General features: G+C 62.9%; 25 protein-coding genes. 4 read left to right on the top strand and 21 right to left on the bottom strand.

What is annotated here, in order from left to right:
- Nucleotides 1-30: 30 nt before the first annotated feature.
- The 10 genes from rnc to rpoE form a co-directional block, all read right to left on the bottom strand.
- Entirely contained in the window at nucleotides 31-702 is a 672-nt protein-coding gene (rnc, locus tag PHD22_RS10820; protein WP_299866298.1) for a ribonuclease III, read from the bottom strand.
- 7 nt (nucleotides 703-709) lie between these two features.
- The gene (locus tag PHD22_RS10815) at nucleotides 710-1,084 is read right to left on the bottom strand and encodes a DUF4845 domain-containing protein (protein WP_299866295.1); all 375 of its coding nucleotides are present in this window, start codon (nucleotides 1,082-1,084) and stop codon (nucleotides 710-712) included.
- Nucleotides 1,084-1,872 carry a signal peptidase I gene (lepB, locus tag PHD22_RS10810; RefSeq protein ID WP_299866292.1) on the bottom strand — a complete coding sequence of 263 codons (789 nt, stop codon included), beginning with the start codon at nucleotides 1,870-1,872 and terminating at the stop codon, nucleotides 1,084-1,086. The genes PHD22_RS10815 and lepB overlap by 1 nt, the downstream gene beginning before the upstream one ends.
- A 30-nt stretch (nucleotides 1,873-1,902) precedes the next feature.
- Entirely contained in the window at nucleotides 1,903-3,699 is a 1,797-nt protein-coding gene (gene lepA, locus PHD22_RS10805; RefSeq protein ID WP_299866307.1) for a translation elongation factor 4, read from the bottom strand.
- A 68-nt stretch (nucleotides 3,700-3,767) separates the two neighbouring features.
- Nucleotides 3,768-3,959, bottom strand: a complete 192-nt coding sequence (locus PHD22_RS10800; protein ID WP_299866289.1) for a glutaredoxin family protein — start codon at nucleotides 3,957-3,959, stop codon at nucleotides 3,768-3,770.
- Between the two features lie 52 nt (nucleotides 3,960-4,011).
- Complete coding sequence (locus tag PHD22_RS10795; protein WP_366520724.1) at nucleotides 4,012-5,358, bottom strand: DegQ family serine endoprotease; 1,347 nt, start codon at nucleotides 5,356-5,358, stop codon at nucleotides 4,012-4,014.
- 104 nt (nucleotides 5,359-5,462) lie between these two features.
- A complete protein-coding gene (locus PHD22_RS10790; RefSeq protein WP_299866286.1) occupies nucleotides 5,463-5,912 on the bottom strand; it encodes a SoxR reducing system RseC family protein in 450 nt (149 codons plus the stop codon).
- 5 nt (nucleotides 5,913-5,917) lie between these two features.
- The gene (locus PHD22_RS10785) at nucleotides 5,918-6,880 is read right to left on the bottom strand and encodes a MucB/RseB C-terminal domain-containing protein (protein WP_299866283.1); all 963 of its coding nucleotides are present in this window, start codon (nucleotides 6,878-6,880) and stop codon (nucleotides 5,918-5,920) included.
- The gene (locus tag PHD22_RS10780) at nucleotides 6,880-7,419 is read right to left on the bottom strand and encodes a sigma-E factor negative regulatory protein (protein WP_299866280.1); all 540 of its coding nucleotides are present in this window, start codon (nucleotides 7,417-7,419) and stop codon (nucleotides 6,880-6,882) included. Before PHD22_RS10780 ends, PHD22_RS10785 begins: the two co-directional genes overlap by 1 nt.
- Before the next feature lie 4 nt (nucleotides 7,420-7,423).
- Nucleotides 7,424-8,023: an RNA polymerase sigma factor RpoE gene (rpoE, locus tag PHD22_RS10775; RefSeq protein WP_299866277.1), complete on the bottom strand. Its 600-nt coding sequence runs from the start codon at nucleotides 8,021-8,023 to the stop codon at nucleotides 7,424-7,426.
- A gap of 230 nt (nucleotides 8,024-8,253) precedes the next feature.
- On the opposite strand from rpoE, the gene nadB reads away from it, so the two are divergent.
- Nucleotides 8,254-9,849 (top strand): L-aspartate oxidase, encoded by a 1,596-nt coding sequence (gene nadB / locus PHD22_RS10770; protein WP_299866274.1) that lies wholly within the window; start codon nucleotides 8,254-8,256, stop codon nucleotides 9,847-9,849.
- On the opposite strand, the gene PHD22_RS10765 is transcribed toward nadB, so the two are convergent.
- The 9 genes from PHD22_RS10765 to PHD22_RS10725 all read right to left on the bottom strand — a co-directional run bounded on the left by PHD22_RS10765 (nucleotide 9,846) and on the right by PHD22_RS10725 (nucleotide 16,372).
- A complete protein-coding gene (locus PHD22_RS10765) occupies nucleotides 9,846-10,277 on the bottom strand; it encodes a protein YgfX (protein WP_299866271.1) in 432 nt (143 codons plus the stop codon). The genes nadB and PHD22_RS10765 overlap by 4 nt on opposite strands.
- A 29-nt stretch (nucleotides 10,278-10,306) precedes the next feature.
- Nucleotides 10,307-11,542 (bottom strand): beta-ketoacyl-ACP synthase II, encoded by a 1,236-nt coding sequence (gene fabF, locus PHD22_RS10760; RefSeq protein WP_299866269.1) that lies wholly within the window; start codon nucleotides 11,540-11,542, stop codon nucleotides 10,307-10,309.
- Between the two features lie 17 nt (nucleotides 11,543-11,559).
- On the bottom strand, nucleotides 11,560-11,799 hold the full coding sequence (gene acpP / locus PHD22_RS10755; protein ID WP_299866266.1) for an acyl carrier protein: 240 nt from the start codon (nucleotides 11,797-11,799) through the stop codon (nucleotides 11,560-11,562).
- 87 nt (nucleotides 11,800-11,886) lie between these two features.
- On the bottom strand, nucleotides 11,887-12,636 hold the full coding sequence (fabG, locus tag PHD22_RS10750) for a 3-oxoacyl-ACP reductase FabG (protein ID WP_299866263.1): 750 nt from the start codon (nucleotides 12,634-12,636) through the stop codon (nucleotides 11,887-11,889).
- Nucleotides 12,633-13,568: an ACP S-malonyltransferase gene (fabD, locus tag PHD22_RS10745; protein ID WP_299866301.1), complete on the bottom strand. Its 936-nt coding sequence runs from the start codon at nucleotides 13,566-13,568 to the stop codon at nucleotides 12,633-12,635. Before fabD ends, fabG begins: the two co-directional genes overlap by 4 nt.
- Nucleotides 13,569-13,619: 51 nt before the next feature.
- Nucleotides 13,620-14,585: a beta-ketoacyl-ACP synthase III gene (locus PHD22_RS10740; protein WP_299866260.1), complete on the bottom strand. Its 966-nt coding sequence runs from the start codon at nucleotides 14,583-14,585 to the stop codon at nucleotides 13,620-13,622.
- Nucleotides 14,582-15,595, bottom strand: coding sequence for a phosphate acyltransferase PlsX (plsX, locus tag PHD22_RS10735; RefSeq protein WP_299866257.1), 1,014 nt, complete (start codon nucleotides 15,593-15,595; stop codon nucleotides 14,582-14,584). Before plsX ends, PHD22_RS10740 begins: the two co-directional genes overlap by 4 nt.
- Nucleotides 15,596-15,676: 81 nt before the next feature.
- Nucleotides 15,677-15,856: a 50S ribosomal protein L32 gene (rpmF, locus tag PHD22_RS10730; protein WP_299866254.1), complete on the bottom strand. Its 180-nt coding sequence runs from the start codon at nucleotides 15,854-15,856 to the stop codon at nucleotides 15,677-15,679.
- Between the two features lie 21 nt (nucleotides 15,857-15,877).
- Nucleotides 15,878-16,372, bottom strand: coding sequence for a YceD family protein (locus PHD22_RS10725; protein ID WP_299866252.1), 495 nt, complete (start codon nucleotides 16,370-16,372; stop codon nucleotides 15,878-15,880).
- Between the two features lie 84 nt (nucleotides 16,373-16,456).
- On the opposite strand from PHD22_RS10725, the gene PHD22_RS10720 reads away from it, so the two are divergent.
- Nucleotides 16,457-17,032 (top strand): Maf family nucleotide pyrophosphatase, encoded by a 576-nt coding sequence (locus PHD22_RS10720; RefSeq protein WP_299866249.1) that lies wholly within the window; start codon nucleotides 16,457-16,459, stop codon nucleotides 17,030-17,032.
- A 2-nt stretch (nucleotides 17,033-17,034) separates the two neighbouring features.
- Nucleotides 17,035-17,748, top strand: a complete 714-nt coding sequence (locus PHD22_RS10715) for an SAM-dependent methyltransferase (RefSeq protein ID WP_299866246.1) — start codon at nucleotides 17,035-17,037, stop codon at nucleotides 17,746-17,748.
- 68 nt (nucleotides 17,749-17,816) lie between these two features.
- Here the strand turns inward: PHD22_RS10715 and PHD22_RS10710 are convergent, their stop codons facing one another.
- Together PHD22_RS10710 and PHD22_RS10705 are read right to left on the bottom strand one after the other, a co-directional pair.
- Entirely contained in the window at nucleotides 17,817-18,473 is a 657-nt protein-coding gene (locus PHD22_RS10710) for an HAD-IA family hydrolase (RefSeq protein WP_299866243.1), read from the bottom strand.
- The gene (locus PHD22_RS10705) at nucleotides 18,466-19,422 is read right to left on the bottom strand and encodes an RluA family pseudouridine synthase (protein WP_299866240.1); all 957 of its coding nucleotides are present in this window, start codon (nucleotides 19,420-19,422) and stop codon (nucleotides 18,466-18,468) included. The genes PHD22_RS10710 and PHD22_RS10705 overlap by 8 nt, the downstream gene beginning before the upstream one ends.
- 566 nt (nucleotides 19,423-19,988) lie before the next feature.
- On the opposite strand from PHD22_RS10705, the gene PHD22_RS10700 reads away from it, so the two are divergent.
- Nucleotides 19,989-22,336, top strand: a 2,348-nt coding sequence (locus PHD22_RS10700; RefSeq protein WP_299866237.1) for an Rne/Rng family ribonuclease, incomplete at its 3' end; no start/stop codon positions are given.

Genomic DNA, 22,336 nt, shown 5'->3' with positions numbered 1-22,336 from the left:
GGGGCGTGTCGGCGCTATTGCTGATTTCGCTCATTGCTTGGGAAGGAGTTCCAGCGCCCGCTGGGCGGACTGCTGTTCGGCAGCGCGGCGACTCACGCCGATGCCGCGGGTCTTGAGGCCGAGGCCGGCGATTTCACACTCGACCTCGAATTCCTGTTGGTGGGCTTCGCCGCGGGTGTCGGCGAGGGCATATCTGGGCAGTGGCATGCGCCGCCCCTGCAGCCACTCCTGGAGAGCGGTCTTGGGATCTTTCAGGGCACGGCTCGGATCCAGTTCAGCCAGCATTCCGGCATACAAGCCATCAATGACCCCCTTGGCGGCAGCGAAACCTGCATCCAGATAAACGGCGGCCAATACGGCCTCCAGGGCGTCGGCGAGAATGGAAGGACGCCGATGCCCACCACTGCGCATTTCCCCTTCGCCCAGGCGCAGGTAATCCCCCAGGTCAAGGGTGTTGGCCAGCCGGTGCAGAGCCTCCTGGCGCACCAGATTGGCCCGGAGACGGGAAAGCTCCCCTTCCTTCAGGCTGCTGAAGCGCTCGAACAAGGCCAGGGCGGTGACGCAGTTAAGCACGCTGTCACCCAGGAACTCCAGGCGCTCGTTGTTGGGTGTGCCATAACTGCGATGGGTCAGCGCCTGCTGCAACAGTTCCGGGCGGGCGAACACATGGCCGATGGCCTTTTGGACTGCATCCAGTTTCATGAACTGCCTACTTGCCATCCGGCTTGCTCGTGGCCGAGAAATCGATCAGCAAACTCACGTTGGCTGCCAGAGGCACTTTCCGGGCGTATTCCACGGAGATGACGACCTTGCCGTCTTCCTTGGTGATGTCGAGGTCCGTACCGCTGACACTGCTGATGTCATCCACGATGGCACGCCTGGCAAAATCACTGCGCAGGCCGGCAACCGTGGCCGTCATGGGATCGGCACCGGTTGCTAGCGCGTTGATGGCCCTTTTGATGGCGATGTACTCCGTCACCACGGGTATCAGCTTCAATCCCACCAGCAGCACACACACGAGTACCGCCCCGACGAACAGGGTCCCGATCAGGCTCAGGCCAGATTGCTTGTGACGCGTCATCATCAGTGGAAGCTTCCGATGCGTTTCAGATCGCTGAAGTTGAACCAGATGAAAAAGGCCTTGCCGACGATGTTGGCCTCCGGCACAAAACCCCAGCCGCGACTATCGAAACTGCCATCCCGATTGTCACCCATCATGAAGTAGTGACCTGCCGGGACCGTGCAGGACAGCCCGCGGCTAGTATAGGTGCAGTTTTCCCGAAATGGGTATGAGGTGATCTGGGAAACAAAGGGCGGCGCGTCGTTCTCCACGATGACGTCATGCTCTACCTTGCCGAGCCTTTCGCTGAAACGGGGTGAGTAGTAAAGACGATCCGCATGGAGGTAGTCGCCTTGGGCCGTCGTGGAAACCGCCTGACCGTTGATCGTGAGCCTCTTGTCTTCATAGGCTACCTTGTCCCCCGGCAATCCCACCACCCGCTTGATGTAATCCAGAGAAGGGTCCGCCGGAAAACGGAAGACCATCACATCACCCCGCTGGGGCTCATTCACCTCGATGATCTTCTTGTTGATTACCGGGAGACGGATGCCGTAGGTCCACTTGTTGACCAGGATGAAGTCGCCCACCAGCAAAGTCGGAATCATGGAACCGGACGGGATCTTGAAGGGTTCCACCACAAAAGAGCGCAGGAAGAACACCACCAGGATCACCGGGAAGAAACTGGCCCCGTACTCGACCCACCAGGGCGACGGCGCTCCGGCGGCCCGGCGTTTGCGGGCCACGAAACGGTCAAGGGCCCACAGCAGGCCAGAAACCACCAGCAGGATGAAAAGAATCAATGCGAAATTCACACCATCACTCCAGGTACGGACATCGCCGGCTCACTTGCCTTCATCCACCCGCAACACGGCCAGGAAGGCCTCCTGCGGGATCTCCACGTTACCCACCTGCTTCATCCGCTTCTTGCCCTCCTTCTGCTTCTCGAGGAGCTTCTTCTTCCGCGTGATGTCGCCGCCGTAACACTTGGCCAGCACGTTCTTGCGCAGGGCCTTGATGGTCTCCCGGGCCACGATGTTGGAACCGATGGCGGCCTGAATGGCCACATCGAACATCTGGCGCGGAATGAGCTCGCGCAGCTTGGCCACCAGTTCGCGGCCCCGGTACTGGGAGTTGGCCCGGTGCACGATGATCGACAGGGCATCCACCTTCTCGCTGGAGACCAGCACGTCCAGCTTGACCAGATCGGCGGGACGGTACTCCTTGAACTCGTAATCCAGGGAAGCGTAGCCCCGGGAAACGGACTTCAGCTTGTCGAAGAAATCCATGACAACCTCGTTCATGGGCATGTCGTAGACCAGCTGCACCTGACGGCCGTGATACAGCATGTCCACCTGGGCGCCCCGCTTCTGGTTGCACAGGGTGATCACGGCGCCCACGTAATCCTGGGGAAGGAAAATGGTGGCCTTGATGATGGGCTCACGGATCTCCTCGATCTTGGACAGATCCGGCAGACGCGAGGGATTGGAAATCTGCTCCACCACACCGTCCTTCATGAGCACCTCGTACACCACGGTGGGCGCCGTGGTGATCAGGTTCATGTCGAATTCCCGCTCCAGCCGCTCCTGGACAATCTCCATGTGGAGCAGTCCGAGGAAGCCGCAACGGAATCCGAAGCCGAGCGCCTGAGAGACTTCCGGCTCGAACTGCAGGGATGCGTCATTGAGACGCAGCTTTTCGAGGGATTCGCGAAGCTGGTCGTACTCGTTGGACTCCACCGGATAGAGGCCGGCAAACACCTGGGGCTTGATTTCCTTGAAGCCCGCCAGGGGCGCTTCTGCCTTGCGGTTCACCAAGGTGATCGTGTCCCCCACCTTGGCGGACTTCAGCTCCTTGATGCCGGCAATGATGAACCCGACCTGCCCGGCGGACAGGCTTTCCCGTGGCAGGGACTTGGGGGTGAACACGCCCACCTGCTCGCACAGGTGCTGGGCACCGTTGGACATGAACTGAATCCTGTCCTTGGGCTTGAGGGCGCCGTCCACCACCCGCACCAGCATCACCACGCCCACGTAGTTGTCAAACCACGAGTCGATGATCAGCGCCTTGAGGGGCGCATCTGGGTCGCCCTTGGGGGGCGGGATGCGGGCGATCACCGCCTCGAGGATGTCTTCCACCCCCATGCCGGTCTTGGCCGAACACGGGATCGCGGCGCTTGCGTCAATCCCGATCACATCCTCGATTTCCTGCTTGGCACCGTCCGGGTTGGCCTGAGGCAGGTCCATCTTGTTAAGGACAGGAACCACCTCAACGCCCTGATCGAGCGCGGTATAGCAGTTTGCGACGGTCTGGGCCTCGACCCCCTGGGAAGCATCCACCACCAGCAGACCACCTTCGCAGGCGGCCAGAGAGCGGGAAACTTCATAGGAGAAGTCCACATGCCCCGGGGTGTCGATGAGGTTCAGGTTGTAGATCTGACCATCCCGGGCGCGGTAGCTGAGTGCTGCCGTCTGGGCCTTGATGGTAATGCCGCGCTCCCGCTCGATGTCCATCGAGTCGAGAACCTGCGCTTCCATTTCCCGGGAGGACAGGCCGCCGCAGAGTTGAATGATCCGGTCGGCCAGGGTGGATTTACCGTGGTCGATGTGGGCGATGATCGAAAAGTTTCTGATGTGTTGCATGTGGGCCATGAAAAAGGGTGCCGTCGGGCACCCCTATAAATTTTGTTTGCCTGGCAAGGACTTGGATTCTAACCGATACGCTGACGGAAATGCTGACGGATCGCGGCAGCATCGAGGAAGTGGTGGCACAACTCCACGTCGCCCACCAGCACTACCGGCACCAGCTCACTCCAGCGGGCCTCCAGTTCAGGGAAGGCATCCACGTCGACAACCTCCACCACGAAACCCAGTTCCGCCCGCAGCGGTTCGAGGGCATCCATGAGATCGTGGCAAAGGTGGCACCATTGCCGGCTAAGAACGGTCAGGGTCGTGTCAGCGTTCAAGGGTTCGTACCGGCACGAAGGTCTGAAACTCACCCCGCAGGACCAGCAGCGTCACCGGCTGGCTGGCCTCCAGACTGGCCACAAGCCTGTTGAAATGATCCGCCGAGTGGACCTCGGTACGCACTCCCTTGACCACCAGGGCGAGGATGGCATCCCCGGACTGAATTTCGGATGCACGGGCCGCGGGGCTGCGCAGGGCCTCCACCAGGACACCACCGGAAGCCATCTTGCGCTCCCGGCGCTGCTCTGCATTCGGATCGGACACAAGAATACCCAGTTTGTTGGGCGCTGCGGGCTCCGGGCGCAGGGTCTTGCTGGCCATCTTGCGGGACTTGTCCTCCGGCAGCTCTGCCACCTGCACGCTCACCTCCCGCACTCCCCCCTTGCGCCATAACTGAGCCACGACCCGACTGCCGGGGCGTGTACTCCCCACCAGACGCGGCAGGTCGCTGGAGACATTCACCGGCTTGCCGTCGAAGCGCAGGACGATATCGCCCTGCTCGAAACCGGCCTTGTCCGCCGGGCTGCCTTTCTCCACCAGGTTGACCAGCGCTCCCATGGGCTTGACCAGACCAAAGCCATCCGCCAGTTCCTTGGAGACCTCCTGGATCGTGACGCCAATACGCCCGCGCTGGACGCGGCCCTGATTCCTCAGCTGGCTCTGTACATCCATCGCTACATCGATGGGAATGGCGAAGGAGAGCCCCATGAATCCACCGGTGCGGCTGTAGATCTGGGAATTGATGCCGACGACCTCACCTTTAAGGTTGAACAGGGGGCCGCCGGAATTTCCAGGATTGATCGCCACGTCCGTCTGAATGAAGGGAACGAAATTTTCCTGTGGCAGGGATCGCCCCTTGGCACTGACGATCCCCGCAGTCACGGAATTATCGAAGCCAAAAGGAGAGCCGATCGCCACCACCCAGTCTCCCACCCTCAACCGCCCCGGATCTCCGAGGGTGAGCCGCGGCAGACCCGTCGCGTCAATCTTCAGGAGTGCCACGTCGGTGCGTGGATCGGCACCCATCAGACGGGCCCGGAACTCCCGTTTGTCAGTGAGCTTGACGATGATTTCGTCGGCAGCATCGACTACGTGGGCGTTGGTCAGAATGTAGCCATCGCTGGAAATGATGAAGCCCGAACCCAACGAACGATTGTCCGGCTCCATGCGTGGCCCCCCGGGATGACGGGGAGCAAACCGGCGGAAGAAATCGAACATGGGGTCATCGTCTTCAAGGCCCGGCATCCCTGCCCTGCCCTGGCGCACCGCCTGGGTCGAGCTGATATTGACGACGGCAGCCCCCTGCCGTTCGGCCAGCCCGGCGAAGTCCGGCAAATCGCGCCCAGGACTTCCGCCCGGAGGAGCTGCAAACACTGCGGGGGGCAGCAACAACACTGAAATCAGTGCCAACAGCCGCAAGCGGCTCGAAAAAAAATCCATCATCGCGTACAACTCCCTACCCCGCCCACAGCCCGCTCCAGTCGCAGGGGAGGCGTCCCCCTGCCCGGCAGACCCTTCATCCTGCGCCCGACAAGCGCGCCACACACCCCTCCCGACAAGGCACCCAGGGCCGCCAGCAGATCGCCATTGCCGGAGGACGTGACGGCCACCCCCAGGGCTGCGCCCAGCAAGATGCCCGCCAGGGGCAAACCATACACCCGGAGCGCTGCGTTCAAGGGGAGACCCTCTTCAATCACCACGTCAACCGTCTCCCCCGGCCGGGCGCCGATGGTGTTGCGAATCCGCAGCGATCTGGTCGCCGCCATCATGGGGCTGGCGATATTCACTCCACCGCAGCCACCCGGCTCGTGACAACGCCCACATCCCCGGGCGATCCCCACGTCCACCAGGGCATGATCCAGATCAACGGACCGGACAGTACCTTCCACCCGCATCAACGCTTCCGCATCTCGACGCCGTCGGCGACACGCATCAGTGCCTGGGGCGGCACCTCACCGAGCACGGTGATCAGGTGGTCACCCACCGTACGCCGGAAAATGCCGAAAGCCCCTGAGGCACTCATGCCGCTTTGAGCGCTCCGGGTCGAAACAGGCTCGATGAACACGGATATGGCTGCCAGCCCGTCGGAAAACACCACGTGATAAACCTGTCCCCTGTCCTTGCGGGTGTGGCGCAGGACGGAAACCACCTGACGGAAGCCGGGGATCGTGTTGCGGAAGGTCCAGCCGATGTCATCCATCCGGATGTCGTTACCCCGGGCATTGACCACCTTCCACTCCGCAGAACGCACGAAACGGGGACGAACCTTATCCTTGTCGACCGTGTTGCCAATGGTCACTTCGGTAAATCCGAATTGCTCTATGGCCTCACCCTTGTCGTTCACCAACTTGGCCCGCAGCAGCAGTCCGGATGCAGCATCGGCCCACAGGTGATGGCCGTAACGCATGTCATCCTTGGGTTCAAGGATGATCTGCTGACTCTCCATCCCGGCAACCCGGCCCACCTCACCCTTGCGGATGCGATAGTGCTCGGCCAGATCTGCGGGCGACCGGGGCAGGCGGGCCGGGAAGCTGCGCCGTCCGGCCACCTGATCAACGATCAACAGCTTCTGCTCCGGCAGCGCGCACTGGACTTCGTCATTGCTGCGCACGACTTCACGGGGACTGCCATCCAGAGTCTCGAGGCGCTCGTATTCCCCTGTGGCATCCACCAGATGAGCGATTCGGGAAGTCTCCACGTTCTTGCCGCTCTGGTAGGTGAAGGTTCCCGTGTAGTTCAGCTTGTGCGCGGCGCTGGAAATTCTCCCCAGCCAGGTAATGGGATCTGCCGGAGTCTGGGCCAGCGCCGCTCCACAACAGGCAACCGAGGCTGCCACCATACAGAAAATTCGCTTCATCACTTGCCGGCCGGGGCGGTATCCGAAACAGTGCGAACATAATGGGCCACGCCCGGCATGCCCGGCGACGGAGCCAGGGATTGATGGGCAAAGAGGTACTCCCGATCGGAAACTTCCGCATTGACCGGTACAACGCCCGACTTCAGCACGGGAGCGGCCGCAGCCACCGACACCGGGGCCTTGGGGGCCCCTGCAATCTGCACAGGCCCCTGACTGTTTCCATTGAGCACCATCGCCACCCACCCCACAGCAGCCACCCCCATCACCGACGCAGCAATCGGCATCAGATGCGTGATCCAGCCACGGCTGCCTTCCCTGGAGACGGGTGCCAGCACCACAGGCTCATCCTGCAGGCTGAGCATCACCTTGCTGGTGAAGTCCGACGACAGGGGCGCTTCTTCACGCAAGGCATCCCCGATGAGGCAATAGCTATCCCACTCCTTGCGCAGGGCACCGTCCCTCTTGAGGGAATCAAGCATCCTTGCTGAAGCGACCTCGTCCAGCGCGCCGTCGAGAAGGGCAGAAACTTTCTCTTTCATCGTCTTACCACCTTTTATTCGGAGCCGTATCGAGCAACGGCTTGAGCTTTTCAGAAATAGCTTCCCGCGCACGGAAAATCCGCGAGCGAACCGTGCCTATGGGGCACTCCATGATCGTGGCGATCTCCTCATAGCTCAAACCCTCGATTTCCCGGAGAACAATCGCAGTCCTCAACTCATCCGGCAGTGCTTCCATGGCCACATTGACCGTTTCACCGATCTGTTTGGTCATGAGAAGGCGCTCGGGCGTGTTTATGTCCCGAAGCTGGTCGCCCTCCTCGAAGGTTTCCGCCTCTTCCGAGTCAAAATCCGTGGAGGTGGGCGCGCGACGCCCCTGGGAAACGAGATAGTTCTTGGCAGTATTGATCCCGATACGGTAAAGCCATGTGTAGAAGGCACTGTCTCCCCGAAACGCTGGCAGGGCACGGTAGGCCTTGATGAACGTTTCCTGGGCGACATCCTCCACTTCGGCAGGGTCTCGGATCAGTCTCGACAGCAGCCGGCCAAGCTTGCGCTGATACTTGGAAACCAGCAGGCCGAAAGCCTGCTTGTCTCCACGCTGCACACGCTCGACCAGCAGCTGGTCAATTTCGCGATCACTCATGGTCGGGGGACGTACACCTTCTCTGTGTTGTGACCCGGACGGTCACTGATCCCGGAGTATACCGCGAGACCTTCCAAACTCGCCTTGCCTAGCTCCGACCACCCCTTTTTCACATAGTTCAGTCGCAAGCAGGGGCATCTGAAGCAGCGGGCAGGTGGGCCGCAGCCCCTGGCTGCCCCATGCTATAGTCGCCTTTCCGTATTTTCGCCCCCCGCGGCAACCCCTCCGAAGTGACTGCTTTTGATGTCCTGATTCTGGGCAGCGGCCTTGCCGGACAATCCCTGGCCCTGCGCCTGGCCGACAAACTCAAGATCGCCCTCGTCACCAAACGTAGCCTGGAAGACAGCGCCAGCGCCTGGGCCCAGGGCGGCATTGCTGCCGTTCTCGACCCCACCGACAACACCGAAGCCCATGTGGCCGACACCCATACGGCAGGGGCTGGGCTGTGCTCAGACCAGGCCACCCGCTTCGTCGTCGAGAACGGCCCTCGAGCCATCCGCTGGCTGATTGATCAGGGCGTACCCTTCACGCCCGACAGCAACTCGCCCATTGGTTATCACCTGACCCGCGAAGGCGGCCATGGAGCGCGCCGGGTCATTCACGTGGCCGACGCCACGGGCGCTGCAGTCCAGGCTACCCTGACCGAACGGGTACGCAGGCACCCCAACATACAGATCTTCGAACAGCACATTGCCGTGGATCTGATCACCGGTGACAAGATCGGGCGCCCCGGCGAAGGCTGCCTCGGCGCCTATGTTCTGGACATCGAAAAGGACGAGGTCCGCACCTTTGCTGCCCGTCACACGGTGTTGGCCACGGGCGGAGCGGGCAAGGTTTATCTGTACACGACCAACCCCGACACCGCGACTGGAGATGGCGTCGCAATGGCCTGGCGGGCTGGATGCCGGGTGGCCAACATGGAATTCATCCAGTTCCATCCAACCTGCCTCTACCATCCCCAGGCCAAATCCTTCCTCATTTCCGAAGCCGTGCGTGGAGAGGGAGGGCTGCTGCGACGTCCTGACGGCAGCCGTTTCATGCCCGAGCACGACCCCCGGGAAGAACTCGCTCCTCGCGACGTGGTCGCCCGGGCCATCGACTTTGAAATGAAGAAACACGGCCTGGACTGCGTCTTCCTGGACATCAGCCACAAACCCGCCGACTTCCTGCAGGAGCACTTTCCCAACATCCTCGCCCGTTGCGCGGAACTCGGCATCGACATCACACGCCAGCCGATTCCAGTGGTCCCTGCCGCTCACTACTCCTGTGGCGGGATCGTCACCGACCTGCACGCACGGACCGACGTGGCCGGCCTCTATGCCATCGGCGAAACCGCCTGTACCGGGCTGCACGGCGCCAACCGGCTGGCCAGCAACTCCCTGCTGGAATGCCTCGCCTTCAGCGAGTCTGCCGCCGCCCACATCCTGGCTCATCCGCGCGCCCAGGCCACGGCACTCCCCCAGTGGGACGAGAGCCGGGTCACGGATTCAGACGAGTCCATCGTGATCTCTCACAACTGGGACGAACTGCGGCGCTTCATGTGGGACTACGTGGGTATCGTGCGGACCAACAAGCGCCTCCAGCGGGCCCAGCACCGGATCCGCTTGCTGGCCCGGGAAATCGACGAATTTTACAGCCACTTCCGGGTTTCCAACGACCTGATCGAACTGCGCAATCTGGTCGTTACCGCCGACCTGATCGTTCGTTGTGCCCTCCAGCGCCAGGAAAGTCGTGGCCTGCACTTCAGCCGGGACTATCCCCAAACCTTGCCCAAGGCCCGCGACACGGTGCTCCGCCCACCGCGTCGCCGCAAGAGCACGTGCTAAGGGCGCCCCTCGTCAGCGGGCGCCTCCTGCGGCCGGACAGCCCGCAGCCGGGCCCAGATCTGCAACTGGCGCCAGACGTCCGGCGCCAGCTGATCCGCAAGAAGCAGGCAGGTACGTCTCCGGCCTGAAGCATCGTCTCGCCAGACCAGCCACACCCCCCTGGACGCCACTACAGTCGCTGGGGCCAGGGGAATTGGCGGCCCATCTGCCACAAGGGCGAGACAGCCATCCCCTCTCAGAAACAGGCATATCCCTTGCCGGAAAGCCTGGTCCAGTGCTCTGGCCAGGGAGAGCACCAGCAGCGTCAGCATCCCCAGGAAAAGCGGCGTCACCCCCAGCACCGACAAAAAGGCCAAGGCCGTCGCGGCATGCAGGACTACCAGAAAAGTAGCCAGCAGCCGGGACGGCCTGGGTTCAATGCAGATCATCGGGCACGGCTCACCGTGCACGCGCCCGCTCAGATCTTGCGGAAAACCAGGGTACCGTTGGTTCCGCCAAATCCGAAGTTGTTTTTCATTGCCACATCGATCTTCATCGGACGGGCCACGTTGGCACAGTAGTCAAGATCACACTCGGGATCCTGCTCGAAGAGGTTGATGGTCGGCGGGGACACCTGGTGATAGACCGCCAGGACGGTCAGCACCGACTCAAGACCACCGGCCCCTCCCAACAGATGACCGGTCATCGACTTGGTGGAGTTAACCACCAGCCCCTTGGCCACGTCAGCACCGAACGCCAGCTTGATGGCTTCGGTCTCGTTCTTGTCACCGAGGGGCGTGGACGTGCCGTGGGCATTGAGGTAGCTGACCTGATCCGGATTGACACCTGCGTTCTGCAGAGCGCTGACCATGCTGCGCCGGGGACCATCGGTGTTCGGTGCGGTCATGTGGTAGGCGTCACCGCTCATGCCAAAACCAGCCAGCTCGGCATAAATTCGTGCGCCGCGCCTGACCGCATGCTCATATTCTTCGAGCACCACCACACCCGCACCTTCGCCAAGAACGAAGCCGTCACGCCCCTTGTCCCAGGGACGGCTGGCGGTGGTCGGATCGTCGTTGCGGGTGGACAAGGCCTTGGCTGAGGCAAAGCCGCCTACCGCCAGTGGCGTCACGGTGGACTCGGCTCCACCACAGACCATTACGTCCGCATCACCGTATTCGATCATCCGGGCACTGCCGCCAATGGCATGCAAGCCCGTGGTACAGGCGGTTACCACCGCCAGGTTCGGCCCCTTCAGGCCGAACATGATCGACAGGTTGCCGGAGATCATGTTGATGATCGTGCCGGGAATGAAGAAGGGGGAAATCTTGCGGGGACCGCCGGCGAGGAAATCGTTGTGCGTCTCCTCGATCATCGGCAAGCCGCCGATGCCCGAACCGATATTGACACCGATCCGGTGGGCATTCTCCTCGGTCACCTCGATGCCCGAATCACGGAAAGCCTGAATGCCCGCAGCAAGCCCGTAATGGATGAAACCATCCATGCGGCGTGCCTCTTTCGGAGAAAGATATGCCGCGAGATCGAAATTCCTGACCTCCCCGGCAATCTTGACCGGACAGGCGGAAGTATCGAAGCGGGTGATCTCTCCGATCCCGGAACGGCCATTGATGATGGCGTCCCAGGCTTCAGGCACGGTGTTGCCGACCGGCGAAATGACGCCCAGGCCGGTTACTACGACTCTACGACGGGTCAAGGCAGGCTCCGGGAGTCTTACTTGTTCAGGTGAGCGGTGACGTAGTCGATCGCCTGCTGAACGCTGGTGATCTTCTCGGCTTCTTCATCGGGGATCTCGCACTCGAACTCTTCTTCGAGGGCCATGACCAGCTCGACGGTATCGAGGGAATCAGCGCCCAGATCGTCCACGAAAGAGGATTCGTTCTTGATTTCGGATTCGTTCACGCCGAGTTGTTCGGCAACGATTTTCTTGACGCGTTGTTCGATGTTTTCCATGTGTGTAACTCCTTCCCAGTTGTGCGGGTAAATTCAAAAACCCCCGCATTCTACCAAAAACACGCACCCTCGCCAGCACGGCGAGATTTACGCCATGTACATGCCGCCGTTCACGTGCAGGGTTGCCCCCGTCACATAGGATGCTGCGGGGGATGCCAGAAAGCCCACCACGCCAGCAATTTCCTCGGGCCGACCCAGGCGACCCAGGGCAATCTTGCCGGCCAGGGCCTCGCGCTGGGCCTCGGGCAACTCTTTGGTCATGTCCGTGTCGATGAAGCCTGGCGCCACGCAATTGACCGTAATGTTGCGGCTGCCCAGCTCCTGGGCCAGCGCTCGGGTCATGCCCGCCACACCGGCCTTGGCAGCAGCGTAGTTGGCCTGCCCCGGGTTTCCGGAGCTCCCGACCACCGAGGTGATGTTGATGATGCGACCCGTACGGGCTTTCATCATGCCACGCATGACCAGCTTGGACATGCGGAAGACCGCCTTCAGATTGGTCTCGATGACCGCGTCCCACTCGGCATCCTTCATGCGCATGGCCAGGTTGTCGCGGGTGATGCCGGCGTTGTTCACCAGAATCCCGACTGCACCATGCGCCTTCTCGATCGCGGCGATGGCTGTCTCGCACGCTTCGGGACTGGTCACATCCAGGGCAAGCCCCTGGCCTGCGATACCCGCCGCCTGCAAGCCCGCCTGGATGTCAGCGGCGCCGCCTTCCGAGGTGGCGGTGCCAATCACGGTGGCTCCGAGACGACCCAATTCGAGAGCAATGGCACGACCAATCCCCCGGGATGCGCCGGTCACCAGAGCGACCTGGCCTTGCAGAACCTGACTCATGCTTCCCCCGTCATCTTCAAAACATCTTCCAGGCTCGCCCCATCGGCGATCGCTCCACCCTGCAGGCTGCCTTCGATACGCTTGGTCATGCCGGCCAGCACCTTGCCCGGGCCACATTCAAACACATGGGTCGCACCACGGCGCGCAATTGCCTGGACGATCTCGATCCAGCGCACAGGAGAGTAGGCCTGGCGCACCAGCGCATCCTTGATGCGCGCGGGCTGATCCTCAACGGCCACATCCACATTATTGAGCACAGGAATGGACGGCACCCGGACCTCGAGCCCGGCCAGACGGGCCTGAAGGCGCTCGGCAGCAGGCTTCATCAGATCACAGTGGAACGGCGCACTGACCGGCAGCAGCACGGCGCGCTTGGCTCCCCTGGCCTTGGCTGCTGCAATGGCACGCTCAACCGCGGCCTTGCTGCCGGCAATGACGATCTGACCGGGACTATTGAGGTTGGCCGCAGACACCACGTCCCCCTGGGCGGCCTCGGCACAGGCTTCGGCAGCTGCAGCCTCATCCAGCCCCAGCAGCGCCGCCATGGCACCCTCACCGGCGGGCACGGCCTCCTGCATGGCCTGGGCCCGCAGGCGCACCAGCCGGACGGCTTCGGCAAAATCCAGGGCGCCGGCAGCGACGAGGGCCGAGTACTCACCGAGGCTGTGACCGGCAACCAGCGCAGGAAGCGCACCACCACGGGCAATCCATTCACGATAAACGGCGACGCCCGCAGTGAGCATCAGCGGCTGGGTATTGACGGTCTGGGCCAGCAGCTCGGCGGGGCCATCGATCACCATCTGCCACAGATCCTGGCCAAGGGCCTCGGACGCCTCGGCGAAGGTCTGGCGGATCACGGCCGACGCGCCGTAGGCCGTCATCATGCCGACCGACTGGGAGCCCTGCCCCGGAAATACGAAAGCAAAATTCATCATTCCCTGCCTTTTAGGTTTGGCGTGTGAAGCACGACGGATTGGAAATGCTCAGAACTCAAGCAGTACGGCACCCCAAGTGAAGCCACCGCCCACCCCTTCAAGGAGAAGGCGATGCCCGCGCTGAACGCGGCCATCCCGGACCGCCAGGTCGAGTGCCAGCGGAATTGAGGCCGCGGAGGTGTTGCCGTGCTGCGCCACCGTGGTGATGACCCGCTCCATCGGCAGCCCGAGGCGCTTGCCGGTGGCCTGGATGATGCGGATGTTGGCCTGATGAGGAATCAGCCAGTCCACCTGATCCAGGGAGAGGCCGGCCTGATCGACCACTTCACGGGCGACTTCGCCGAGCACCTTGACGGCAAACTTGAAGACCGCCTGACCATCCATGCGCAGGAAGGGATCACCCGTGACCTGACCGCGGCTGACCTGCCCCGGAACGCACAGGATGGGATTGTGACTGCCATCCGCATGGAGGGCCGTTGCCAGAATGCCCGGACGCTCCGAGGCTTCAAGGATGACGGCACCGGCACCATCGCCGAACAGGACGCAGGTACCGCGGTCGTCCCAATCCAGAATCCGGGAAAATACTTCAGCACCCACCACCAGCGCTCGCTGATGACTACCGGAGCGGATGAACTTTTCAGCGGTCGCCAGGGCATAGGCGAAGCCAGTACACACGGCCTGCAGATCAAAGGCCGCAGCGCCGCTGGTAATGCCAAGCCGGGCCTGCAGGAGTGCCGCAGTACTTGGAAAGATGTAGTCCGGGGTGGACGTGGCAACGATCACCAGATCAATGTCGTTGGGCCGACAGCCCGCCGCCTCAATGGCGCGAACACTCGCCTCATAGGCCAGCTGGCTGGCCGTCACATCGGGATCGGCGAGGTGGCGGGCACGGATGCCGGTGCGCCCGGCAATCCATTCGTCCGAGGTATCAATCCCCCGGGCCACCAGATCATCATTGGTAACAGGCTTGCCGGGCAGGAAGCTGCCCGTCCCGGCGACGCGTGCGTGGATCATGCGGCAGACCTTTCGCGCTCCATGCGCTCGCTGATGCGTTCGATGAGTCGGTTGCGGGCCGCCTCGGCTGCCCGCCAGATGGCCTGCTCGAAGGCAAAGGCATCCGCCGAGCCATGGCTCTTGACCACCACCCCGCGCAGGCCGAGCAAGGCCGCACCGTTGTAGCGGCGCGAATCCACCTTGTGCTTGAAGCCTTTGAGGGCAGACATGGCAAAGACCGCCGCCAGCTTGGTCATCCAGTTGCGGGAAAACTGCTCACGCAGGAAGGTCGCCATCATCTGGGCCAGCCCCTCGGAGGTCTTGAGGGCTACGTTACCGACAAAACCATCGCAGACGACCACATCAACCGTGCCTTTGTAGATGTCATTGCCTTCCACGTTGCCGTAGAAGTTGAGACCACTGTTGCGCAGCAACTCTCCCGCCTGCTTGACCACTTCGTTGCCCTTGATTTCTTCCTCGCCGATGTTGAGCAGACCCACGCTCGGGCGCTCGTTGTGCTCCACAGCAGCCACCAGCATGGCACCCATGATGCCAAACTGCAGGAGATGTTCGGGTGAGCAATCCACATTGGCGCCCAGATCGAGGACATGGGTCTGTCCGCGCAGGGTCGGCAGCGTGCTGCAGATTGCCGGCCGGTCGATACCGGGAAGGGTCTTGAGGACAAAGCGGGAGATCGCCATCAGCGCGCCCGTATTGCCGGCGGATACCGCAGCCTGGGCCTCCCCGTCCTTGACGAGATTGACCGAGACCCGCATCGACGAGTCTTTCTTGTTGCGCATGGCCAGCGCCGGTGACTCGTCCATACCCACCACCTCGGTTGCCCGATGGATGCGCAGACGTTCGCCAAATTCGGCCTGGGCAGTGCCCAGATGCGGTTCGATGGCCTCCGGCCGCCCTACCAGGACGATCCGGGTATCCCGATCAACCCGCATGAAATGCAGGGCTGCCGGCACGGTCACCGAGGGGCCGTGGTCGCCCCCCATGCAGTCAATTGCCAGGGTGACAGTCATTCGGCACGAATATAAGGGTACATGTGTAAAAACGGCGCGAGCACCTCAGGTGCATCGCGCCGCTTCCGGACCAGGAGGGGATTACTCGCCCTTGGCCTTGGCAACCTTCTTGCCACGATAGACGCCGGAGGGCGACACGTGGTGACGCAGGTGCACTTCGCCCGTGGTCGGCTCGATGGCCAGCGGGGGGGCCACCAGAAAATCGTGGGAACGGTGCATACCGCGCTTGGACGGGGACTTCTTGTTCTGTTGGACAGCCATGAAACACTCCTTGAGGAATACTTAAACCTTGCCACGCAGCTGACGCAGGACGGCGAAGGGCGAAATCTCTTCATCAACACCGGTCTTGACCGGGGGTTCGCAATTCTCGTGGCGGGGCACCAGGGGCACGGCGAGAATCAACTCGTCCTCGACCAGGGCCAGCAGATCGGTGTGAGGCTCTGCCTCAAGGGCATCCACCTCATCGTTCTCCAGTTCATCTTCCGGCAATGCCTCACCCGGGCGCAGAAGGAGAAGGCGATTGCTGACCCGACAGGGCCACACCAAAGCCTCAAGACAGCGCTGGCACTGCAACACCAGGTCACCCTGGATCTGCAGATCGACGTAGAGCTTGCCTTCGTCGTCACGCTCACCCTGAAACTCGAAAGCCACTTCACCGACAGGCTCCAGCAGAGACTCGACCAAACGGCCAAGGCTCTTGACGGGCACCTTTGCCTGCACGCTGCGGCCATCTCTGGCCAGGGCCCGCAGGTCAATCACGAAGCGTTCTTGCGACATAAGCGCGGCATGATATTATTTTCGGCCCCCCGTGTCAAAACCCTGCACCGTCATTGTGACGCCTGTCTCACGACACCTATCCCCATGAAACTTGTGCTTGCCTCCACCTCGGCTTACCGCCGGGAACTCCTGAAGCGCTTCGACCTCCCCTTTGAAATCGCCCGCCCCGACCTGGATGAATCTCCCCTCAACGGAGAAAGCCCCCGGGCCACCGCAGAACGGCTGGCCGTTGCAAAGGCCAGGGCCGTGGCCAGCCAGTTCCCGGACGCCCTGATCATCGGCAGCGACCAGGTCGCCTGCATGGACGAGCAGCGCTTCGGCAAGCCAGGCACCGTGGAGCGCGCGATTGCCCAGCTCCAGTCCATGAGTGGGCGCACGGTCATTTTCCACACGGCCCTGGCCTTGCTCAACACCCGCACCGGCTCACATCAACTGGAAAACGTACCCACCGAAGTCCGCTTCCGCACCCTCGCGGACGACGAAATCGTACGCTACGTGCACAAGGAGCGCCCTCTGGACTGCGCCGGCAGCGCCAAATCAGAAGGGCTCGGGATCACGCTGCTCGACGCCCTCTCCGGCGACGACCCCAATGCGCTGGTTGGCCTGCCACTGATCGCACTCGCCCGCATGCTGCGCAACGAAGGCATCGCCCTGCCCTGACCATGCGCACTGGAACCCTCTATCTCATCCCCGTCAGCCTCGGCCCGGCCCCGACTCAGCTGACCACACCGGCCGACGTGGCCGGGCGCGCCCGCAGCCTCAACTACTTTGTCGTCGAAAACGCCAAAACGGCCCGGGCCGAACTCAAGCGCCTGGAACACCCCACCCCACTCCGGGACCTGGATATCCGGGAGCTCCCCGACAAACCCCGCCAGTCTGATCTGGACACCCTCCTTGCACCGCTGCTCGCAGGGCAGGACTGCGGCCTGATGTCCGAGGCAGGCTGCCCTGCGGTGGCCGACCCAGGCGCCCTTCTGGTGCGCCGGGCACACGAAAAAGGGATCCCTGTCGCCCCCCTGGTCGGCCCCTCTTCCCTCCTCCTTGCCCTGATGGGCTCAGGACTCAACGGCCAGAGCTTCGCCTTCCACGGCTACCTGCCGGTGGACGAAGAGACCCGCAACAAGCGGATCCGCGAACTGGAAGCGGAGTCCGCACGCTGCTCACGCACCCAGCTGTTCATCGAGACCCCTTACCGCAACGAGCGGATGTTCGAGGCCCTGCGTACCACCTGCCGGCCGGATACCCGCCTGTGCATCGCCCGGGACCTCACCACCGCCGAGGAGTGGATTCACACCCGTAGCGTCGCCGACTGGAAGAAATCCACCCCCCCCGAGCTGGCCAAGCGACCGGCGGTCTTCCTGATCCTCGCGGACTGACCCGCGCCACAGGCCGTACGGAGACGGTCTCCGCAGGGCGCCCAGCGCCCCTTCATTTCATTGCCCAATCATCCGTTGAGCTCCAGCCAGGAGCGCAACCCGGCGGGGGTGTGCACGCAGGCCAGCGGCCCGGCGGCCAGCAACTCCGCCACGGGATGCGCCCCGAAGCTCACCGCCAGCCCGGCCACCCCGGCATTCCTGGCCATCAGCAGGTCATGGGTGGTATCCCCGATCATCAGGCAGGCCTCGGCCGCCACGCCGAGCTCATCCATCAGCTCATGGAGCATGGCCGGATGGGGCTTGGAGAAGGACTCGTCGGCGCAGCGCGTCCCATGAAAAAAACGCCCGAGCCCCGTCGCCTCCAGCGCCCGGTCCAGACCCCGGCGGCTCTTGCCCGTCGCCACCGCCAGCAGATACCCCCGGCGATGAAGATCATCAATCAAGGCCTCCGTCCCCTCGAACAGGGTCAGCTCGTGATCTCCCGCCAGGTAATGGTGGCGGTAGCGCTCTGCCATCCGCGCATAATCCGACTCGGGAAGTTCGGGCACGGCATGACGCAGGGCATCCACCAGCCCCAGGCCGATCACGTGGCGCGCCCGCTCATCCGGGGGCACGGGAAAACCCAGATCCGCACTGGCCGCCTGAATAGCCCGGACGATCGCCGCAGCCGAATCCATCAACGTACCATCCCAGTCAAAAACCACCAGTTCAAAACGCTTAGCCATGCTCTTTCTCCCGGGTCTGCTCCACATGCCTCAAAAACGCCTCCAGTTCCACCGGCAGCGCTGAGGAGAGCTCAACAGGCACCCCCGTCAGGGGATGACGGAACTCCAGCCGGGCCGCATGGAGAAACATGCGCTTGAGACCATCCTTGTCGAGCTGCTTGTTGAGGGCAAAGTCGCCATATTTGTCATCACCGCACAAGGGGAACCCGGAATGGCTCAGATGCACCCGGATCTGGTGGGTCCGGCCGGTCTTCAGCTCCACCTCCACCAGACTGTAACCTGCCCAGCGCCTCACCAGACGGACCACACTATGGGCCGGCTTGCCCTCCGGAGCCACGCGCACCCGACGCTCCCCTCCATCGATCAGGTACTTGTACAGGGGATGCCTGATGTGCTGAAGCGGATTGAGCCAGCGCCCAGCCACCAGGGTCAGGTAACGCTTGTGCACCCGCCCCTCCCGCATCATGTCGTGGAGCACGACCAGGGCACTGCGCTTCTTGGCCACAATCAGCAGACCGGACGTTTCCCGGTCCAGACGATGAACCAACTCCAGGAACCTGGCCTCCGGGCGCTGGCGACGGAGCTGCTCGATGACCCCGAAGCTGACGCCGCTGCCCCCGTGCACCGCCAGCCCCGCCGGCTTGTCGAGCACCAGCAGGGCCTCATCCTCGTAGACGACCTCAAACGGCTTACCCATCGGAACCGGCGCGGCCTCAGGCTTGTCCGCCAGACGGATCGGCGGGATGCGCACCTCGTCGCCTTCCTTGAGGCGATAGGTCTGATCCACCCGCTTGCTGTTCACCCGCACCTCGCCGCTGCGCAGGATGCGATAAACGTGGCTCTTGGGCACACCCTTGCAGTGACGTACAAGAAAATTGTCAATGCGCTGACCTGCACTGCCGTCATCCACGCAAACCCGGCTCACGGCGGGCGCTTTACTCAAAGCCATGGTTTTGAAATATACTGTTCAACGGTTTTTCGGTCCTGATGCGTCGCGCCTGCCTTCATGCGTGTTGTGCAGAATTCAACACCGGCCCGCGCCGCCCCAGAGCGATTCCACGCGGCAGCCTTAGACAAGGCGGCCAGCGCTTAGTACAAGCCAGCGTTATCCCGCTCCCGAAAACACCATAGGAAGGTCCATCGCCAGACCAAAGGGAGGGCGATGGTACTTGATTCGACAATAAACTTGTACCAATTGCGCGCCAGCGCACACGCAGATCAACGGCCCTGAACGCAGGGGTCGGATGGAGCCCAAAGGCAAGCCCGAGGTCGCGACCGGTGGCCTCATCGCACACGATGCGATCCCCACCGCAACCGCGAGACCAGTCGTGCAGCAGGCTCCCTCCCTCCCCCTTGGCGTATGACGCAGTTCAGGGTGCATAGACGAACTTTCCGCCGCCCACCTAGTTTGATTCCCCGATGAAGGATAGTCGCGATAACGCCAAACTAAGTCGCCGCTGCTAAAGCGGCGGTGCGGTTCGTCCTGCCCGTGTGCTGCGCGGGAGAAGAAGACGAATGAAGCGCATGCTCTTCAATGCAACGCAGGCCGAGGAACTCCGCGTTGCCATTGTCGACGGTCAGAAACTGATCGATCTCGACATTGAATCGGCCGCCAAGGAACAACGTAAGAGCAACATCTACAAAGCTGTCATCACGCGCATCGAGCCCAGCCTCGAAGCTGCCTTTGTGGACTACGGTGCCGAGCGCCACGGCTTCCTGCCGTTCAAGGAAATTTCCCGTGCCTACTTCCAGCCCGGCGTGGACGCTGGCCGTGCGTCCATCAAGGAAGCACTCAAGGAAGGCCAGGAACTGATCGTCCAGGTAGAGAAGGACGAGCGTGGCAACAAGGGAGCAGCCCTCACCACTTTCGTCTCCCTGGCAGGCCGCTACCTGGTGCTGATGCCCAACAACCCCCGGGGCGGCGGCGTTTCGCGCCGCGTCGAGGGTGACGAGCGCGCCGAACTGCGTGACGTGATGGACCAGCTCGAGGTGCCCGGCGGCATGAGCCTGATCGCCCGTACGGCCGCCATCGGCCGCAACGCCGAGGAACTCCAGTGGGATCTCAACTACCTCCTCCAGCTGTGGCGTGCCATCGACGGTGCAGCCCAGACCCAGGCAGGCGCCTTCCTGATTTACCAGGAGGGCAGCCTGGTCATCCGCGCCATCCGTGACTACTTCCAGCCCGACATCGGCGAAATCCTGATCGACACCGACGACGTATACGAGCAGGCGCGCCAGTTCATGGCCCACGTGATGCCGCAGAACGTGAATCGCGTGAAGCGTTACCACGATGACGTGCCGCTGTTCTCGCGCTTCCAGATCGAGCACCAGATCGAATCGGCCTACTCGCGCCAGGTCAACCTGCCCTCCGGCGGCGCCATCGTGATCGACCACACCGAGGCCCTGGTCTCTGTGGACGTGAACTCCGGCCGCGCCACCCGCGGTGCCGACATCGAGGAAACCGCCTTCAAGACCAACTGCGAAGCCGCTGACGAAGTGGCCCGCCAGCTGCGCCTGCGCGACCTCGGTGGCCTGATCGTCATCGACTTCATCGACATGGAGTCGCAAAAGAACCAGCGCGAGGTGGAAAACCGCCTGCGTGACGCCCTGCGCTACGACCGCGCCCGCGTGCAGACCGGCAAGATCAGCCGCTTCGGCCTGCTCGAACTGTCCCGCCAGCGCCTACGCCCGGCCCTTGCCGAGACCAGCTACATCCCCTGCCCGCGCTGCAACGGCACCGGCCACATCCGCAGCACCGAGTCGTCGGCCCTGCACATCCTGCGCATTCTCGAAGAGGAAGCCATGAAGGACAACACCGGCGCCCTGCACTGCCAGGTGCCGGTCGACGTGGCCACCTTCCTCCTCAACGAGAAACGTGACGACATCGCCACAATCGAGATCCGCCACAAGGTCGGCCTGGTCCTGATCCCCAACCGGCACCTCGAAACCCCCCAGCACGAAATCATCCGCCTGCGCCACGACCAGCTCAACTCCGACGACGGCTCACTGCCCAGCTACCGGATGGCCAGCAAGCCGACGGAGGAAACCTATACCCCGCCGTCGGCCAACACCGACCGCCCGGTACGCCAGGAAGCCGCCGTCAAGGGCATCACCCCCGACCAGCCAGCACCCGTGGTCGAGGCCAAGGCCGCAGCAGCGCCCCTCCCGCCCGTTCCAGAGAGCCAGCCCGGCCTGCTCGCCCGCATCTTCGCCTTCTTCCGGGGCGAAAAGCCGGCACCCGCACCCGCGCCGTCCCCCGTTCAGGCCCAACCCGAGCCCCAGCGCCGCGAAACGCGCGGGCGCAATGAACGCAACGGTCGTCGTGACGGAGGCCGCGGTCGCCGGGATGGCCAGCGCGAGGAGCGCAGCGAAAGCCGCGAACCCCGGGAAAACATCCGCAACGCTCCCAACGGCGAAGCGCAGGCCGAGCAAAGGGACAAGCGCCCGCGCGGCGAGCGCCAGGAACGAACCGAACGGGAACCCCGCAACACCGAGCGCACGGAACGTCCTGAACGCACAGAGCGCCCCGAACGTGCTGAGCGCCCCGAACGGGGAGAACGCGGCGAACGGGGCCGCAATCGCAACACTGCCCCCAAGCCTACGGACGCAGAAAGCATCATCAGCAGTGCCGAGCAGTTGAGCACGGCGACGGAAATCGCCGTAGCAGCGGTCCCCGAGAGCAACGCAGTCCAGAGCACAGCGGAAGGCGAAGCTGCCAATGAGCGCCGCCGCAGCCGTCGTGGTCGTCGTGGCGGTCGCCGCAACGAAGAACCCGGCAGCACCGACGCCAGCAGCAGGGCGAACTGGAGATTGGCGAGCAGAGCAACGCCGCCACCGAAGCCGCTCCGGGCCCGGTCGTCGCA

Source organism: Zoogloea sp. (genome assembly GCF_028693495.1).
In the GTDB taxonomy this organism is placed as follows: Bacteria; Pseudomonadota; Gammaproteobacteria; order Burkholderiales; family Rhodocyclaceae; genus Zoogloea.
This window is presented reverse-complemented; position numbering and strand designations above follow the sequence as displayed.

Coding starts and splice junctions, on each gene's coding strand:
- rnc (WP_299866298.1), bottom strand. CDS start 702: ATGAAACTGGATGCAGTCCAAAAGGCCATCGGCCATGTGTTCGCCCGC.
- PHD22_RS10815 (WP_299866295.1), bottom strand. CDS start 1,084: ATGATGACGCGTCACAAGCAATCTGGCCTGAGCCTGATCGGGACCCTG.
- lepA (WP_299866307.1), bottom strand. CDS start 3,699: ATGCAACACATCAGAAACTTTTCGATCATCGCCCACATCGACCACGGT.
- PHD22_RS10800 (WP_299866289.1), bottom strand. CDS start 3,959: ATGGATGCCCTCGAACCGCTGCGGGCGGAACTGGGTTTCGTGGTGGAG.
- PHD22_RS10785 (WP_299866283.1), bottom strand. CDS start 6,880: ATGAAGCGAATTTTCTGTATGGTGGCAGCCTCGGTTGCCTGTTGTGGA.
- PHD22_RS10780 (WP_299866280.1), bottom strand. CDS start 7,419: ATGAAAGAGAAAGTTTCTGCCCTTCTCGACGGCGCGCTGGACGAGGTC.
- rpoE (WP_299866277.1), bottom strand. CDS start 8,023: ATGAGTGATCGCGAAATTGACCAGCTGCTGGTCGAGCGTGTGCAGCGT.
- PHD22_RS10765 (WP_299866271.1), bottom strand. CDS start 10,277: ATGATCTGCATTGAACCCAGGCCGTCCCGGCTGCTGGCTACTTTTCTG.
- acpP (WP_299866266.1), bottom strand. CDS start 11,799: ATGGAAAACATCGAACAACGCGTCAAGAAAATCGTTGCCGAACAACTC.
- fabG (WP_299866263.1), bottom strand. CDS start 12,636: ATGAGTCAGGTTCTGCAAGGCCAGGTCGCTCTGGTGACCGGCGCATCC.
- fabD (WP_299866301.1), bottom strand. CDS start 13,568: ATGAATTTTGCTTTCGTATTTCCGGGGCAGGGCTCCCAGTCGGTCGGC.
- PHD22_RS10740 (WP_299866260.1), bottom strand. CDS start 14,585: ATGATCCACGCACGCGTCGCCGGGACGGGCAGCTTCCTGCCCGGCAAG.
- plsX (WP_299866257.1), bottom strand. CDS start 15,595: ATGACTGTCACCCTGGCAATTGACTGCATGGGGGGCGACCACGGCCCC.
- rpmF (WP_299866254.1), bottom strand. CDS start 15,856: ATGGCTGTCCAACAGAACAAGAAGTCCCCGTCCAAGCGCGGTATGCAC.
- PHD22_RS10725 (WP_299866252.1), bottom strand. CDS start 16,372: ATGTCGCAAGAACGCTTCGTGATTGACCTGCGGGCCCTGGCCAGAGAT.
- PHD22_RS10720 (WP_299866249.1), top strand. CDS start 16,457: ATGAAACTTGTGCTTGCCTCCACCTCGGCTTACCGCCGGGAACTCCTG.
- PHD22_RS10715 (WP_299866246.1), top strand. CDS start 17,035: ATGCGCACTGGAACCCTCTATCTCATCCCCGTCAGCCTCGGCCCGGCC.
- PHD22_RS10710 (WP_299866243.1), bottom strand. CDS start 18,473: ATGGCTAAGCGTTTTGAACTGGTGGTTTTTGACTGGGATGGTACGTTG.
- PHD22_RS10705 (WP_299866240.1), bottom strand. CDS start 19,422: ATGGCTTTGAGTAAAGCGCCCGCCGTGAGCCGGGTTTGCGTGGATGAC.